This window comes from Mycolicibacterium aichiense (assembly GCF_010726245.1).
Lineage (GTDB): Bacteria > Actinomycetota > Actinomycetes > Mycobacteriales > Mycobacteriaceae > Mycobacterium > Mycobacterium aichiense.
In genome coordinates this window covers 3,533,641-3,549,760 of the sequence record NZ_AP022561.1, presented here as the reverse complement: position 1 = coordinate 3,549,760, position 16,120 = coordinate 3,533,641, and the positions used below count along the sequence as shown (strand labels likewise).

Genomic DNA, 16,120 nt, shown 5'->3' with positions numbered 1-16,120 from the left:
GCTACAGCGCGCCCAGGTCGTCGGGCACGTCGACCGCGTACTCCTGCAGAGTCTCCAGCGGCACCACGTCCAGCGTCCGCTCGTGAGTGCAGGCCAGCACGACCGGCGCAGCATGCCCGTCGGTGTGGGCGCGTAGCCAGTTCAGCGCTGTGACACACCACCGGTCACCGGGCGTCAGACCGGGAAACCGATACTGCGGCATCGGGGTCGACAGGTCATTGCCTATCGAGCGCTGATGGGCGAGGAATTCGGCGGTCACCACCGCGCAGATGGTGTGACTGCCGGCGTCCTCCGGGCCGGTGGAACAGCAGCCGTCGCGGTAGAAACCCGTCATGGGATCGGTTCCGCAGGGTTCGAGGGGGCCGCCCAGGACGTTGCGATCAGCCATGTGAGCCAGTATCCCGTGGCGCGGGAAGCGACGCGGCTCATCGGGGGTTGTTAGAGGAAATGACAAGTTGCACCGGGTCGGGCCGTCGATGCCACGACCCGTCCTGAGAGGCCGAAACGCCGAACTCGCTGCCGTGGCGACATTGCTGCGGCGGGCCGGTGACGTGCGACAAGGCGCTGTGATCCGGCTGCGCGGCGAGCCCGGCATCGGTAAGAGCACGATGCTGCAGGCGGTCGCCCGGCAGGCGGCCGCGGCCGGTTTCGCCGTCGGCTTCGGTAAGGCCGAGGAATTGGATCAGATCTCGGCAGGTGCCCCGCTGCTGGTCGCGCTGCGGTCCGGCTCGCAGCCGTTGGTGGGAGCCGAGACCTTCGCCGACCTCGCGCCCGTGCATCACCAGCCGGTGTGGCTCGTCGACCGCATCGCTTCGCTGCTCGCCGACATCTCGGTGCGCAGTCCCGTCCTGATCGTCATCGACGACGCGCAGTGGGCCGACCCGGTCACCCGATTCGCCCTCGACACGCTTCCCGCCCGTCTCGCCGAGGCTCCGGTGGTCTGGCTGACCGCCAGCCGTGAGGTCGGTCCCCAGCCCGCCGGTGCGCTGGACGACGTGGACCGGCACGACGTGGAGCTGGGGCCGCTGACCGACGCCGAGCTGGACGCACTGGCGCGCGACTACCTGGGTGGCCCCGCCGAAGGCCTGACACATCGACGCCTGCATGCGTTGGGCGGCAATCCTTTCCTGGCGGTGCAGCTGCTGTCGGGGGTGGCCGCAGCGCGCAGTGCCGGGGCGGAGACCGACGACATCCCGCCGGCGTTCGCCGATGCGATCGACAGCCGCTTGCGCTCGCTCAGTGACGGCACCGCCGAGCTGGTCGAACTCGCGGCCGTGTGGGGCCGGCCGCTGGACCTGTCCGACGCCACCGAGTTGCTCGCCGGCCGGTCCATTGTGGCGATCACGGCGCAGCGGCGTGAAGCTCACGGCCGCGGCCTGCTGGCCGAAGATCGCGACCACATCGCATTCGCCCACGATCTGATCCGGGAAGCGGTCTACGAGACCGTTCCCGCGGCGGTTCGCCGCGCTCTGCATCTGCGATGTGCCCGATATCTGGTGGCGTCGGGCAGGGGAGTGGTCGCGGCAGCGCCGCACGCCCGCGCCGCCGCCCGGGCCGGCGATCATGAGGTGGTGGAAATCCTCCGGGGTGCCGCTGCGCAGACGTCGCTGACCATGCCCTCGGTGGCCGCGCCGCTGATCGTGGAGGCATTCGGATTGCTCGATGCCGAGGACCCGCGGCGTCTGGAGGTCGGCGAACAGTGCGCCGAGGTTCTCATCCGCGCCGAGCGTGGCAACGACGCCGTCGCGGTCATCGATGCGCTACTGATGGAGACATCTGACATCGAAGCGCGAGCTCGCCTGCAATCGCTTGCCGCTCAGGGACTGTGGTTGATGGGTCAGCTTGGTGAAATAGACCGCCGGATCGTCGAGGTTCAGGACCATCCCGCGGTGTCGCCGCAGATGCAGGCCCGTCTCGCCGCGGTGGAGGCTCTGGTGCTCACTCGCGCCGGGACGGCCGCGGCGGCCACCGACGCCGCCGAGGCCGCCCTGGCTCGCGGGCGTGCACTCGGCGATGAGCGAACTCAACTGCTGGCCGTGAAGGCCCTCGCCGAAGCCGGCACCGCCGAGGGCCGACACGGGTCGGCCCGCAGGCACTATCGCGCCCTGCGCGCGCTGGGCGGGACGACCTACCTGGCCGGCGAGGTCCTGGCGCTGCAGCAGCTCGACCGCTTCGAGGAGGCCGAGGAACTGCTCGCTCGTGTACATCAGCTCCACGACCACAGCCTGCCGTCTCTGGTCTTCGCTCAACTCCTGCAGGACTTCAAGCTCGGACGATTCGTCGAAGCCGACGCCGGCGCCATGACGGTGATCCGCCTCTGTGACGACATGGGCACCTATGTCCACAAATTCGAGGCCTGGCTGATCGGCAGTGTCGTCGCGGTGATCCGCGGTGATCTCGCACTGGCCCGGGAACGGCTTCGGCCCGCCGAAAAGACCAGACAGGCCGACGACGCCTTCCGCAAGGCTCCGACCCTGTTGATCAAAGGCCGAATCGCCGGAGCCGAAGGCCGATTCGAGGACAGTGTGCGAATCCTCAAGCCGCTGATGGACTCATTGGCGCAGTCGAGGTCCTGGTGGCCGAGGAGCCCCGAGCTGCTACGTGTACAAGCGGGCATCGCGATAGCCGCCGCCGACGACGAATTCGCTTGGCAGACAGTCGAACGTGCGGGGATCGCTGCCGAACGCAATCCCGGTGTCGCCAGCTTCGAGGGCGTGGCGCTGCAGGTCGAGGGATTCGTCACCGGCGACGCGGGGACGCTACGCAGCGCGGTCAAGATCCTTCGTGAGTCGCCGCGCTCGTTCTTGTTGGCGGGAGCGCTGGCCGATTACGGTGCCGTCCTGGTCGACCAAGGTGACCGGCACACCGCGGTGGCGGCGTTGACCGAAGCGTGGGACCTCTATGCCGAGCTCGGAGCGAACTTCTATCTGCCCGGTGTCGAGCGCAACTTGAGCAGGGCTGGTGCATTCACCGGCAGCGGGGAGAGCCTGACCAGGGCCGAGGAGCGGGTCGCCCAGCTGGTGAGTGAGGGCCACACCAATCAATCCGTAGCGTCCGCTCTCGGTGTGTCGGTCCATACGGTGAACACCCATCTACGTGCGGTGTTCCGCAAGATGGGAGTTCGTTCGCGGGTGCAGCTCGCCAACGCCATGAATGCCAAAGCGGTCGGGCGCAACTGATTTCGTAGGCACAGCCCGGCGGGGTCCCGCTGACGATCTCATCAATTTGTGCGATGGCAGGCCGAACTTACCCAGCAGTAGGTTCCGAATGTCAGTACAACCTCAACTTCTCGGGATATCTCATGCAACGAGCTGTTCGTTCTTCCGTCACGGCGGGTGTGGCGCTGCTCGGCGCCGGCGTCATCGCCGCCTCGCCGATCGCTCCACCGGTGCCTGCCCTTCATCTGCCCGCGCTCCATTTCGACGCGAGCCTCGCGGCGGCAGTCAGCCCGATCGACTCCTACAGAGAGGTCTTCGAGGCGGCGCGTACCAACCTTCAGGCCCTTGTCGACGCGGCCGACCCCGGTGAGGTGCTGAAACAGATCGTCGCGAACCAGACCGCGAGCCTCAGCGCGCTCGGGACGGCCTTGGGCGACGCGGGCAACGGACTATTCACCGCGCTGACCAAGACGTCACCCGACCTGGTGAAGACGGTGCTTACCTCGCTTGCGGCGGGCAATGTGGAGGCGGCAACCAACGCTCTGCTGACCGTCCCTGTGGCAGTGGGCCTGCCGTTGATAAACCTGCTGCCCGCCGTCGAGCAGTTCGTCACCCAGCCCGTTCAGAACCTGATCAACGTTGCCGGGGTATTCCGGGATCCACTGCAGGATGGACTCTACGTCGTCGGCTTACTCGGACCGGTGATCAGCGGCCTGGGGGCTGCCGGCGCCGCCACCCAAAACGTCATCGACGCTGTCCGCACCGGCGACCCGCGTCAGGTCGTCAACGCCATTCTCACCGGTCCCGCCACGATTCTCGACGGTGTACTCAACGGCGGCTTCGGACCCGACCTGGGGCCTCTTGTCAGTCCGGGGCTGTCGGTGCTGGCTGGAGGACTGTTCTCCGCGAGTGGAATCTCGATAGGACCAGACGGCGGAATCATCCTCAACGCCGCAGGCCCCATTTCGACTCTGCAGACACTGGCACACCAGATTGCAGCGGCCCTGAAGCCGGCCGCTATCACGACGGCTGCCGCGGTGAAGACCAAAGAACTGCCCGCCGCGTCGGCCACCGCCGAGACGACGGTGACGACCGACAAGCCGGCTACCGAAAAGCCGAAAACGGATCCGTCGGCACCGACCGACACCAAGGCGCCGACAGACGCCAAGGCATCGGCAAAGCCGTTGCAGCACAAGCCTTCCGTTTCGACTACAACGAAGGACGGCAACGACGGCAAGTCGGGCACGGCCGGCCCGAAGCACCAGCACAAAGCGGGCGGTCGCGGACACAGCGGCCGCTAACCGGGAGTGGGTCCCTCCTCACCCCCGGGGAGGGACCCGCCCTCGCGCCGCCCGCGCCAGCCGCGATAGCCGCGATGGGCGGCGTATGCCCCAATGATCGCGGTGACGCACCACACCGCGATCGCGGTATAGCCCAGCGGCGAGGACAGGTCCGAAATCGACGCGCCCAGTGCGGTATACACGAATGCGCGCGGCGCGGACCCGACGAACGCACCAACCGCCATCTGCCACAACGGCATTCCGAACGCGCCGAATGCGTAGGACGCCAGTGCATCGGAGATCCCCGGCACGAACCGCTGACCCACCACCGCCCACAGGCCGCGGCGCTGGATCTGGGAGTCGATGCGCGCCGACCAGTCGGGGCCGAGCAGAGCTCTGGCACTGTCACGGCCGGCTCGCCTGCCCAGCAGGGCGGCGATGACCGCCGTCAAGACCGTCGACCCGAGAGTGACGAACGTACCCAGCAGCGGCCCGAACAACACGCCGCTGCCCGCTGCCAGCAGCGGGCCCGGAACGAACACGGCGGCCAATCCCGCCGACACCACGACGTACACCAGGGGGGCGGCGGGCCCGGCCGCCGATACCGCGGCGCGTACACCGGCCGGGTCGATGACCCTGGACACCGCAACGAGGTAGAACAGCGTCAGCAGGGCCGCGACGAACAGCACGAGCCGCAGCACGTGCGGCCACCGCCGGGTTGCGGGCGGTTCGGAATCGTCGTGCATTCAGTCTTTGTAGTAGACGATCTGGTGGCTGGTGGCCAGCAGGGTCCCACTGCGGCCCCAGATTTGCGCGGTCTGATCGAAGTATCCGCGGGCGAAACGCTGGGCGTGCGCGCTGGCCAGGACGTAGTCGGTGCCCTGCTCGGCGAGTTCGGCGCCATCGACGTGGAAGTAGGTGGTCAGCGAGATGGTGCCGGCAGGCAGCATCCGGCCGCGGCGCAGGAACACCCGTGGGTAGAAGACATCGGTGAGCGCGCTCAGTGCCGGGAAATCCAGCGTGCGGGCCGGGCGTTGTCGCACCCAGAGCGTCGTCGTCGACGACGCGCTTTCTGCCGCGTCGGTCGGCACAGCGCCCTCGACATAGTGCATGTCATAGTTGCGCATCCACGGGACGGGGCCGGGAACCGTTGTATGCGAGGTGCTTTCAGGATCGGGTACATCGGGCATCGTGAGTTCGGTGTCCGACCAGGCATCCCGGCGGACCCCGAAGACCGCGGTGGCCGTGGTGGTGATTCCGCGGTCCTGGCTGACCTCGGCGATCCAGTGTTGGTTGGTCCGGTTGGTGCGGACGGCACGCACGGCGACATCGAAGGCGCCGTCGCTCACCGGAGCGAGATAGTTGACGGTCAGCGCGATGGGTTCGCCGGTCCGATCCGGGTGCCGCTCGATCGCCCGCACAATCGCGGCGGCCGTCACCCCGCCGAACGGGCCCACCATGTTCGCGTACTCCGGCGTGGTCTGGCCGACATATCCTCCATTGGTGTTGTCCGACAGGCTGATTGCGGTATCGAAGGGGTGGGCCGTGGTGGTGGTCATCTACTCGTCTTTCCGGTCTTGGCAGGGCGGGCGCCGGGGCCCGGCCGCGGTTCTGTGTCATGGGCGGTCAGCGGGGCGTGGTCGTCGCGACATCGCAGAATCAGTTCGACGGGATGGCCGCACTCTCGGTGCACGACCTCGACCGGTGGACCGGCCGCGTCGGCCTCCCACTTGTCGCCCCAGTGCATCAACGCGATCACGGCCGGGAGCAGGTCGCGGCCCTTCTCCGTCAGTCGGTACTCGTGACGCTCACGCTGGCCGGGCTCCTGATAGGGCACCTTCCGCAGCACGCCCGCCGCGACGAGCGTGTTCAGGCGGTCGGTGAGAACCTGGCGGGGGCAGCCGATGCGGCTCTGGAACCGCTCGAAGCGCCGGGCGCCGTACAGCGCCTCGCGCAGAACCAGCAATGTCCACTTCTCGCCGACGATGTCCAGTGCTCGCTTGACCGAACAGTTTTCGGCACTGAACAGGTCGCGGTCGACGGTCACAGCAGTCAGGCTAGCAGAGTTTGAAAAATGGACTCAGGTGGAGTGAACGTCACCCGAAGGTGACGGTCGGTGTACCTAGGCCAGCGAGGCCTTCAGCGACGACAGGTCGGTCTTCATCAGCACGACGTTGTAGTTGCCCCAGAGCGACATATTCCAATACAGCGTGCTGTCGTCCGGATTTCCGTTGCTGTCGACCAGCTTTCCGGTGCCCGACCACGGATGGATCATCGGCGCGTACAGCCCCGGGTACGTCGCGGACGTCGCCACCGTGATCGGTGCCGACCAGGCGTCCTCGGGAGAGTCGGCGTAGCGCATCTTGACGTTGTTGTTGCCGTCGCCGTACATCATCACGTACTTGCCCAGGTACTCGTTGTACTGGACCGACATCTCGCTGACGTTGCCGCCGGTCTTGGCGCCGAACAGGCCACCGAGCATGCCGCCCAGCACGTTCGGGTTGTTCGCCCAGTCGATGACGGGTCCGAAAAGCCCCGCGGAATGGGTGGAATCGCCGATGATCGGCGTGGCCGCGACGGGCTTGCCCGTCACCCAGGTGTTCGTGGTCCCGTTCCAGTACTGGTACTTGGCCAGGTTGTTCACGTCGTCGACGGCGACCCGCGACAGGTAGGCCGAACCTGCGCGCCCGGACGGGGTGCCGAACGCGTAGAGGTACTGGGTGTCGCCCTCGGCGACCTGATCGGCGGGCTGCAGGACATACGCCGCCTGCTGGAAGTTCTGGTTGCCGGGGACGTAGGGCTTCGTCGAGCCGAACCAGCTCGCCGAGCGGATGGTCGACCGCTGCAGCACCCACTTGTCGGTGGCTGGGTCGTACATCGAGATGGCCGAGTAGTTCGTGGTCCAGCGTCCCGGGGTGTCCCACGACTTGACCGACATGTAGTTGACGTACTGCTCGTTGTTCACCGAGATGGCCGACGTCGGGATGACCGTCACCTCGGAACCCAGGAACGGGAACAGCACGCCGGAATTGCGGGGGATGAACTGGTAGGCGTAGCCGGTCTGCAGCAGCGTCAGGCCGTTGGTCAGGTTCTTGTCCTGGCTGAGCAACAAAACATTCGACCGCCAGTCGCCGGTCATGCCCGGCGCGCTGAAGGTGTCACCGAACGCCAGCTGGATGTTGCCGGTCAGCCCGTTCTCCCACATGATGCCGAGGTCGGTGCCGTAGATCCCGAAGCCCTTGGTGTTGTTCGTCTGCGGCCATCCGATGCCGGGGTAGGCGTTGTTCGCCTGACCGGTCACCCAGCCGACCGGATACGACGGGATGACGGTGGGTGCTGTGGCCGCAGCGGCCGCCGCCGCGCTGGCGGCTGCCTCGCGTTTGGAGGTTGCCACGCCCGTGGTATCGGTCGTCACGCCGACGGTGGACAGCAGCGCGGTGACGACCTTCGGCGCGGTCGGCTTCGCCGCGGCCCTGACCGCGCCGGCCTTGGGTGTCGCGGCAGCCTCGGGCGCCTTGGTGGCGCCGCGCGCGGTCAGCTTGTTCGAGGTGCGAGCCGATGATGCGGTGGCCTTGGGCTTCGACGGTCCGGACGAGCCGGTGCCGGATGAACCAGTGCTGGACGAGCTGTGCGACGACGACGATGAGCCCGAGTCGCCCGAGCCGGACCCCTCCGCCCACGCCGCGCCGGCGCCGGCGAGGATCGCCACCCCGACACCCAATCCCACTGCCAGGCCGCCGATGCGGCCCACGTACGCCGAGGCATGATTCGTCGAACCCATCACTGCTTCCCCTTAGAAAACGCTGAGAAGACGGTACCGCACCTGGCAAACTCCGTGGCCGACTCGGAGTCACAAGTCTGCAAACAAATTCACTACGCATGCGATGACGAGAAGCCGCCCGGCTTTGGTGATCACGGTCTGCGGGTCGACACCCCGGCGAACCCGCCGGACGGCATCGCCGGGCCACGAGGAAACATCACCTCGGCACGAATGTTTGCCAATTCCCGTGCTCCGTGGCAAGATCTCCGCTTGAACAGGCATTCAGGCCTATCTAAGGCCCCCGGCGAGGGCGAGATCGCCGCTTTCGGTAAAGGATTCCCATGAATTCGCCCTCTGTTTCCGCCCGTATCGCTGCGGTCATCGGTGGTGCCGCACTCGTCGCCATGGCGTCGTTTGTCGCGTCCTGCAGCAAGAACGAGAACCCGGCCCCGTCGCCTTCGGTCTCGACCACGACGTCACCGAGCCCGTCGGCGACACCCACCGAGAAGGGGCTCAACCCCTCGAACCCCAACAAGTTCAGCCCGACGGTGATCGCTCCGCCGGCCCCCACCGAGTCGGGTGGCAATCACCACCACGGCCTCAACGGGATTGGCTGAGCTCCCGCGCGATTGCGGCGTGATACCGGTCGATATTGGCCGGGTTGACGATTCGGAAGAAGCCGTCGGGCATCGGTTTGTCCTTGGGCGCCTCGATGGTCATCGTGCGAGTGAACAACGTGATGTCCGCTCCTGGCGTGGTGAAGTGGTACTGGACGGTGATGCGCCCTTCCATTCCGCCGCTGCCGTCCCGATCGTGGCCCAGTCGGCCCACCGACGTGAACACCCATAGCTTGGGTCGCACGGCGATCGCCAAGTGCCACGTGAAGATCCGGTCCCCGTCGGGGCCGCCCTCTTCCCATGTATCGCCAACAGTCAGCGGCAGCTTGTCCAGCTTGCCCACGTAGTTGCTGCCGGGGTAAGTCCTGGTCCAGTTGGCGGGATTGGTGACGAAGTCGTAGATCGTCTCCGGTGATTGGCTGAACGCCGTCTCCGAGCTGGTGGTCACGATGCCCAATTGCGTTGCCTTTCATGTCGGCTGTCCGCGCAGTTTACACTTTCTCTCGAATGTGTAACTGCGCGCGGCGCGGCGGGGGTATGGTCCACCGGTGCGTTCTGTTGCACGCTTCGGCGTCCATCTCGGCCGCGGTGTGCGGCGTCTTGCCCTTGACTCCGTCCTCGGCGGCACGCGGTCGTTTCCGCGCCGGATCGCCGACCTGACGCCAACGGTGTTGTCCGAGATCATCGGCCGACCTGTCGACTCGGTAGCCGTTCTCGACGACGCGGCGGGCACGTCGAGCCGTGCCCGCCTCGGCCTCACCGGCGTTGACGTGCCGTCATCGGTGTTCGTGAAGATGACCGCCGCCACCGCCGGAATCCGAATGCTGGGGGAGTTGGCTGGACTCGGGGAGACCGAGGCCCGGTTCTACCGCGAATTGGCACCCGAACTCGGATCGGGGATTCCCCGGTCCTACGGCTCGGCATTCGACGCCCTGACGGGCCGGTACGTGATCGTGCTGGAGGACATGTCCCGCACGCCGTGCGAGTTCCCCGATACCCTGCACCCGCTGTCCACCGACCAGATGGCGCAAGTCGTCGAAGCTCTCGCCGGACTGCACGCGACGTTCTGGGACCGGTTACCGCACAAGCGGGATGGCAGCGGCCAATTCGGCTGGCTGATTGCCCCGTCGGATGACCCGGCCAATGTCATCACGCCCACGGTGATGCGCGCATCCGCGCGCCGGTTGGCCGGCGCGACGACGATACCCGTAGATGCCGGGCGTTACATCTGGGAGAACTTTCCCGCCGTCGTCGAGCTGATCGACCGCGGTCGGCACACCGTGTTGCACGGCGATTCCCATCCCGGAAACACGTTCTTCCGCAACGGACAGGCCGGGTTGCTGGACTGGCAAGTGGTCCGCCGCGGTCATCCGTCGCGCGACCTCGCCTACGCGATCGTGCTGGGCACGCCCGTCCTCGACCGCGGAACTGTGGAGCGCGACCTGCTCGATGCGTATCGGAATGCACTCGCGGGCCGGGGCGGCCCGAGATTCGACAGTGCCGAACTGTGGACGCGATACCGGCAAGCCGTTGTGCACCCGTATCTTTCGGCGCTGGCCACCGCGGGCCTCGGTGGCATGCAGTCCGAAGGTGTTGCCCTGGAGGGTCTACGGCGAGCGGTGACGGCAGTCGAGGAATTGGAGACCGTCACCGTGCTGCAGCAAGCGCGCTGAAGCTACTTGGGGCAGTTGATGGTGACGTAGGCGAGGCCTTGGCTGCCCGCCGACCCGGTGGTGTTGATGTCGGTCACTGTGCATTGCGACAGTGGGGACAGCGGTGCGCCGTTCTCGTACTGCAGCTGCACGTCATAGCCCGCGGCGTCGAGGTCACGGATGGTGGCGGCGGCCGACTCCGATCCCGGTTCCGGGATGCTCGGGGGATCGGCAACGGCCAACGGGGCCAGCACAATCGACGTACCGACACCAATCAGCAGCGTCGCGACGCAGCGCAGTTCGAGCGACATCAAAGTCCTTCCATCGACAGCCGGCCTACAGGGCTGCCGTCAAGGATGACAGCAAAGTCATGGCCGGACTTGCCACTGTGCGAACGGCGGTTGAACAGGTACCGAACAGCCGACGACTCAACAGCTCGGAACGGTGCGCTGATCAGGCGGAGCCGCCACCGGCATTCGCGTCCACCGATCGCCGTTCGGCTGCCTCGGCCGGCGTCGGCCACGGCTGTGCCACCGGGCGCTGACGCACTCGCTGCGGCCACCAGAACCACCGGCCCAGCAGGGCCGCGATGGACGGCGTCATGAACGACCGAACAACGAGCGTGTCGAACAGCAGGCCCAGCGCGATCGTCGTTCCCACCTGGCCGGCCACCCGCAGATCACTGATCGCCATCGAGGCCATCGTGGCCGCGAACACCAATCCGGCTGAGGTCACCACTGACCCACTGCCTGCCATCGCCCGGATGATGCCGGTGTTGAGACCGGCGTGGATTTCTTCCTTGAAACGGGCCACCAGAAGCAGGTTGTAGTCCGAACCGACCGCCAGCAGGATGATGACCGCCATCGCGATGACCATCCAGTGCAGCGGCAACCCAATGATGTGCTGCCAGATCAACACCGACAGACCGAACGACGCACCCAGCGACAGCACGACCGTCCCGACGATCACGGCGGCCGCGACCACGCTTCGCGTGAGAATCAGCATGATGATGAAAATCAGGCCCAGCGCCGCGATCCCGGCGATCAGCAGGTCGTAGTTGGCCCCGTGCTGCATGTCCTTATAGGTCGAGGCGGTACCACCGAGATAGACCCTCGAGCCCTCCAGCGGGGTGCCCTTGATCGCCTCGAATGCGGCGTTCTTGATCTTGTCGATGTGCGAGATGCCTTCCGGCGTCGCGGGGTCTCCCTCGTGAGAGATGATGAACCGCACCGCTTTTCCGTCCGGCGAGACGAACATCTTCAGGCCGCGCTTGAATTCGGGGTTGTCGAACACCTCGGGCGGCAGATAGAACGAGTCGTCGTTCTTCGACGCGTCGTAGGCCTGTCCCAGCGCGGTGGCGTTCTGCTGCATCGCGTCCATCTGATCCTGCAGCCCACCCATCGTCGACTGCATGGTCAGCATGGTGGTCTTCATGTTCTTCATGGTCGCGATCATCGGCGGCATGACCTCGAGCATCTTGGGCATCAGGACGTCGAGCCTGTCCATGTCGACCACGAGTGCCCCGAGATCGTCACTGAGCGTGTCGATTCCGTCGAGCGAGTCGAATATCGACCGCATCGACCAGCAGATCGGGATGTCGAAGCAGTGCGGCTCCCAATAGAGGTAGTTGCGGATCGGCCGGAAGAAATCGTCGAAATCGGAGATGTTGTCCCGGATCTCGTTGGTGTCGGCCACCATCTGCTTGGTCTTGCCCACCATGCTGTGGGTGATCCCGACCATCTCCCTGGTCAGCGCGAGCATGCGCTCCATGGTGTCGATGGTGACCTGTAGCTCGTCACCCATTTTCAGCATGTCCTTCATGCGGTCCTGCAGGTAGGACATGTTCATCGTCTGGTTGGTGCCCTGCATGCTGATGATGAAGGGGATCGAGGTGTGCTCGATCGGGGTGCCGAGGGGACGGGTGATGGTCTGCACGCGGCCGATGCCCGGTATGTGGAAGATCGTCTTGGCGATCCGGTCGACGACGAGCATGTCGGCCGGATTCCGGACATCGTGATCGGTTTCGAGAAGCAGGAGCTCGGGATTCATCCGGGCCTGCGGGAAGTGCCGGTCGGCGGCCGCATAACCCTCGTTGGCCGGAATGTCGTTGGGGAGGTAGTAGCGGTCGTTGTAGTTGGTCTTGTACGACGGCAGGGCAACCAACCCGACCAGTGCCAGCGCGATGGAGGCGACGAGGATCGGCCCGGGCCACCGCACGACTGCCGCGCCGACCCGCCGCCACATCCGGGTGTTCATCTTCCGCTTCGGTTCGAACAGACCGAAGCGACTGCCGACCGTGATCAGCGCTGGTCCCATGGTCAGCGCTGCGACGACTGCGATGAGCATGCCGATCGACAGCGGGAAACCCAAAGACTTGAAGTAGTTCAGCCGGGTGAAGTGCAGTGTCAGTGTGGCGCCTGCGATCGTCAGGCCCGATCCGAGGATCACATGCGCGGTGCCGTGAAACATCGTGTAGTACGCGGTTTCCCGGTCTTCGCCGGCCAGTCTGGCCTCGTGATAGCGGCCGATGAGGAAGATCGCATAATCGGTGGCCGCCGCGATCGCCAGTGTGGTGAGCAGGTTCACCGCGAAGGTCGACAGCCCCATGATGTTGGCGTTGCCGAGGAACGCGATGATCCCGCGGGCCGCGGACAGCTCAAGGAAGACCATCACCAGCACCAGCAGCACCGTCGTGATCGACCGGTACACCAGCAGCAACATGATGAAGATGACGCCGATCGTCACCGCGGTGATGAGCTTGACGCTCTTGTCGCCGGCCGTGTGCTGGTCGTGACTCAGCGCCGACCCGCCCGTGACGTACACCTTGAGACCGGCGGGCGGGGGATTGTCGTCGACGATCTTGCGGACCGAGTCCACCGACTCGTTGGCGATGGCCTCACCGAGGTTGCCGGCCAGATAGAGCTGGACGTAGGCGGCCTTGCCGTCGGCGCTCTGGGAACCGGCGGCGGTCAGCGGATCGCCCCAGAAATCCTGAACGTGCTCAACGTGCTTGGTGTCAGCGCTCAGCTTCTTCACCAGGTCGGCGTAGTAACGATGCGCCTCATCGCCCAGCGGCTGATCGCTCTCCAGCAGCAGCATGACCGAGCTGTTGGATTTGAACTCCTGGAAGTCCGCGCCGACCTTCTTCATCGCCTTCAGCGAGGGGGCGTCGTCGGGAGCCAGCGAGACCGAATGCTCTTGACTGACCACTTCCAGCTGCGGCACCGCGACGTTGAGCACGACCACAAGACCGAGCCAGAACAGCAGGATGGGCACCGAGAACATCCGGATGAACCGGGGGATCGCCGGATTCTTCTTGGGCGGCGCCTGCAAGTCGGTCATGCGGACTTCACCAGGCAGAAGGTCTGGGCGTTGACGCCGGTCGAGGTCTTCTCGTCCTTGAGCACACCATCGACGAGGATGCGGCACCCGATGGTGTCGGTGTCGCCCTGGGCGACGATGTTGGCGCTGGCGGCCGGGGCTGTCGTGGTGAGCGTCAACGACCAGGGCAGCGTGATGTCACGGGCGATCTGCGGTTGCGCGTCCAGGTCGAGGTAGTTGATGGTTGCCACAGCACCTTCGGGGCCAAAGATCTGATAGGTCACTTGCTTGGGGTTGAACGGCTTCGTGTCGTTGGCCAGGCCGCTGCCGGGACGGGTGAGCTCTGTTTTGCCGAAGACACCGTGGAGGCGGAAAACGCCGAACGCGGCGACGGCCACCACAACCACGATGAGCAGCGGTATCCACGCCCGCCTCAGTGCCTTGACCATAGGATTCCCCGACGAGACTACGACGCCGGCACGGCCGGCGCGGTGACTCCTTCGGCGCCGTTCGTGAGCGCGGCCGTCCGTCCCATCTCAACCCCGTTTTCCTGTATGTCGCGACAGCTTAGCTGACTTAACGTAAGAGATTAGCTCACTTAATTGATCGGACAATACCCCCCGGTAGCGGCGCCAACCGATTCTCCCTCGGCGTCCGTGCCCGAGGTCACACCGTCGGCCGAGGACGGCTGTGGTCACACTCGCCGAGGCTGAATTTCAGCGTCACGCGGTCAATTGTGCGGTATGGCTCTTGCGGCACTGGTTAGCTGTCCTACAATCCTGGCCATGAACGTTACGAGGCTTGCCATGGCCGCTGTTGCGGCCGTCGCGGCGCCGATCGTCCTGGCCGCGCCGTCGCACGCCGACCCCGACACCGATTTCGCCAATCAGCTGCACACCTTCGGGATCTACGGGCCTCGTGACTACAACGCCTGGATCGGCAAGATCACCTGCAAGCGTTTGGCCACCGGCCTGGACAAGGACGCCTACGCCTCGGCGAAGTTCCTGGTGACCAACCTCCCGCTCGGTACCAACCAGGGCCAGGCTCTGCAGTTCCTCGGCGCTGCGATCGGCACCTATTGCCCGGACCAGGTCGGCGTTCTGCAGAGGGCTTCCGCGGGCTAGCAGCCGGGCGATGGCAGGTCCCGTCGACCGGGTTGTCGCTCAAGACGTGCCCGGCGCGCCCGACGCGGTGCGAGCCCATTACGTCGATCTGAACAACATCAAGGACGTGCACCCGCTGGTGGTGTCGGTCGACACGCTGTCGCACACCGCCACCGACGACGGCTACGTCCACATCTATCGGGTTCGTGACCGCATCCCGCTGGGGATCGCGACCCTTCCGATCACGTACACCGCGCGCCTCGAGGTGCCCACGTCCGGTCCGGTTCGCACCGAGGCCCGCCAGTTCCCGGCCGTTCGGCTGGACTCGGTGGTCTCCTTCGATCCGATACCCACCGGAACCCGGCTGACCGAACGAATCCGGTTCACCGCGCCCTGGCCGCTGCTCGGCATCACGGTGCGGCAGGCGGTCGACGCGCACACCGAGATGCTGGCCGGTATTCGCCGGCACTTCGAGCAGAGGGTTTAACCCGCCGTCTTACCGTTGTCGACGTTGTAGACCGCGCCGTGAATCGTCGTCGCGTCGTCGCTCGCCAGGAAAGCGATCACCTTCGCCACATCGGCGGGCGCCATCATCCCGCGGGGCGCGGCGATCCGCATGATCAGATCCCAGTCGGCGTCCTCGGGGGTCTTGAACTCGGTCACCTGCGGGGTGAGCATGCCACCCGGGCAGATGACATTCACCCGGAGCTGTTCCTTGGTGTATTCGATCGCCAACGCCTTCGTCATTCCGACCAGCCCGTGCTTGGCCGCGCAGTACGCCGCCGAATACACCTCGCCCTCGATGCCGGCGATCGAGGCGACATTGACGATGTTGCCGCCGACCTCCAGCAGCTTCGGCAGCGCCGCCCGGGTCAGATAGAACGGGCCGTTCAGGTTGACGGCGAGGTCGTAATCCCAGTCCTCGTCGGTGACCGAGGTGGTGCGCCGCATCTGGTGAAAGCCCGCCGCGTTCACCAGCACGTCCAGCCGGCCGAACTGTTCGACGCACTGTGCCACCGCATCCTGACAGGCTTGCGCGCTGGTGATGTCGACCGACGAATACGCGCCGCCGGGAACAGATTCGAACACCGTCGCCATCCGCTCGGCGTCACGGGCGATGCCGAATACCGAGGCCCCCCGTTCGGCGAACACCTGCGCCGTCGCAGCCCCGAGGCCCGATGACGCACCGGTCACCAGAGCGACTTTCCCGTCCAGCTGTGTCATAACCC

Annotated in this window: 16 protein-coding genes; 6 read left to right on the top strand and 10 right to left on the bottom strand. The window is 65.9% G+C overall.

The annotated features are described in order from the left end of the window. Position 1: 1 nt before the first annotated feature. Entirely contained in the window at positions 2 to 388 is a 387-nt protein-coding gene (locus G6N32_RS17245) for a DUF2237 family protein (RefSeq protein WP_115320628.1), read from the bottom strand. A gap of 88 nt (positions 389 to 476) precedes the next feature. Between G6N32_RS17245 and G6N32_RS17240 the strand changes: the two genes are divergently transcribed. Both G6N32_RS17240 and G6N32_RS17235 read left to right on the top strand, forming a co-directional pair. Beyond that, positions 477 to 3,179, top strand: coding sequence for a helix-turn-helix transcriptional regulator (locus G6N32_RS17240; RefSeq protein ID WP_115320627.1), 2,703 nt, complete (start codon positions 477 to 479; stop codon positions 3,177 to 3,179). Between the two features lie 122 nt (positions 3,180 to 3,301). Continuing rightward, positions 3,302 to 4,459, top strand: a complete 1,158-nt coding sequence (locus G6N32_RS17235) for a hypothetical protein (RefSeq protein WP_147292045.1) — start codon at positions 3,302 to 3,304, stop codon at positions 4,457 to 4,459. Here the strand turns inward: G6N32_RS17235 and G6N32_RS17230 are convergent. The 4 genes from G6N32_RS17230 to G6N32_RS17215 form a co-directional block, all read right to left on the bottom strand. Beyond that, on the bottom strand, positions 4,456 to 5,184 hold the full coding sequence (locus G6N32_RS17230; protein ID WP_115320625.1) for a TVP38/TMEM64 family protein: 729 nt from the start codon (positions 5,182 to 5,184) through the stop codon (positions 4,456 to 4,458). The genes G6N32_RS17235 and G6N32_RS17230 overlap by 4 nt on opposite strands. Next, positions 5,185 to 5,997, bottom strand: coding sequence for an acyl-CoA thioesterase (locus G6N32_RS17225; RefSeq protein WP_115320624.1), 813 nt, complete (start codon positions 5,995 to 5,997; stop codon positions 5,185 to 5,187). Then, positions 5,994 to 6,485 carry a winged helix-turn-helix transcriptional regulator gene (locus G6N32_RS17220; protein WP_115320623.1) on the bottom strand — a complete coding sequence of 164 codons (492 nt, stop codon included), beginning with the start codon at positions 6,483 to 6,485 and terminating at the stop codon, positions 5,994 to 5,996. Before G6N32_RS17220 ends, G6N32_RS17225 begins: the two co-directional genes overlap by 4 nt. A 75-nt stretch (positions 6,486 to 6,560) precedes the next feature. After that, positions 6,561 to 8,219 (bottom strand): glycoside hydrolase family 183 protein, encoded by a 1,659-nt coding sequence (locus tag G6N32_RS17215; RefSeq protein ID WP_115320622.1) that lies wholly within the window; start codon positions 8,217 to 8,219, stop codon positions 6,561 to 6,563. Between the two features lie 320 nt (positions 8,220 to 8,539). On the opposite strand from G6N32_RS17215, the gene G6N32_RS17210 reads away from it, so the two are divergent. Continuing rightward, entirely contained in the window at positions 8,540 to 8,815 is a 276-nt protein-coding gene (locus G6N32_RS17210) for a hypothetical protein (RefSeq protein WP_115320621.1), read from the top strand. Here the strand turns inward: G6N32_RS17210 and G6N32_RS17205 are convergent. Continuing rightward, positions 8,799 to 9,272 (bottom strand): SRPBCC family protein, encoded by a 474-nt coding sequence (locus G6N32_RS17205; protein ID WP_115320620.1) that lies wholly within the window; start codon positions 9,270 to 9,272, stop codon positions 8,799 to 8,801. The genes G6N32_RS17210 and G6N32_RS17205 overlap by 17 nt on opposite strands. 91 nt (positions 9,273 to 9,363) lie before the next feature. Here G6N32_RS17205 and G6N32_RS17200 point away from each other — a divergent pair, with 91 nt between their 5' ends. Continuing rightward, positions 9,364 to 10,488 (top strand): phosphotransferase family protein, encoded by a 1,125-nt coding sequence (locus G6N32_RS17200; RefSeq protein ID WP_115320619.1) that lies wholly within the window; start codon positions 9,364 to 9,366, stop codon positions 10,486 to 10,488. 2 nt (positions 10,489 to 10,490) lie between these two features. Here the strand turns inward: G6N32_RS17200 and G6N32_RS17195 are convergent, their stop codons facing one another. The 3 genes from G6N32_RS17195 to G6N32_RS17185 all read right to left on the bottom strand — a co-directional run bounded on the left by G6N32_RS17195 (position 10,491) and on the right by G6N32_RS17185 (position 14,237). Continuing rightward, complete coding sequence (locus G6N32_RS17195) at positions 10,491 to 10,778, bottom strand: hypothetical protein (protein WP_115320618.1); 288 nt, start codon at positions 10,776 to 10,778, stop codon at positions 10,491 to 10,493. A 142-nt stretch (positions 10,779 to 10,920) separates the two neighbouring features. Continuing rightward, entirely contained in the window at positions 10,921 to 13,809 is a 2,889-nt protein-coding gene (locus G6N32_RS17190; protein ID WP_115320617.1) for an MMPL/RND family transporter, read from the bottom strand. Further along, on the bottom strand, positions 13,806 to 14,237 hold the full coding sequence (locus G6N32_RS17185; protein WP_115320616.1) for an MmpS family transport accessory protein: 432 nt from the start codon (positions 14,235 to 14,237) through the stop codon (positions 13,806 to 13,808). Before G6N32_RS17185 ends, G6N32_RS17190 begins: the two co-directional genes overlap by 4 nt. A 336-nt stretch (positions 14,238 to 14,573) precedes the next feature. Between G6N32_RS17185 and G6N32_RS17180 the strand changes: the two genes are divergently transcribed. Both G6N32_RS17180 and G6N32_RS17175 read left to right on the top strand, forming a co-directional pair. After that, a complete protein-coding gene (locus tag G6N32_RS17180; RefSeq protein WP_168214834.1) occupies positions 14,574 to 14,912 on the top strand; it encodes a DUF732 domain-containing protein in 339 nt (112 codons plus the stop codon). Between the two features lie 10 nt (positions 14,913 to 14,922). Next, on the top strand, positions 14,923 to 15,378 hold the full coding sequence (locus tag G6N32_RS17175) for an SRPBCC family protein (RefSeq protein WP_115320614.1): 456 nt from the start codon (positions 14,923 to 14,925) through the stop codon (positions 15,376 to 15,378). On the opposite strand, the gene G6N32_RS17170 is transcribed toward G6N32_RS17175, so the two are convergent. Next, positions 15,375 to 16,115 (bottom strand): SDR family NAD(P)-dependent oxidoreductase, encoded by a 741-nt coding sequence (locus tag G6N32_RS17170; protein WP_115320613.1) that lies wholly within the window; start codon positions 16,113 to 16,115, stop codon positions 15,375 to 15,377. The genes G6N32_RS17175 and G6N32_RS17170 overlap by 4 nt on opposite strands. Between the last annotated feature and the right edge of the window lie 5 nt (positions 16,116 to 16,120).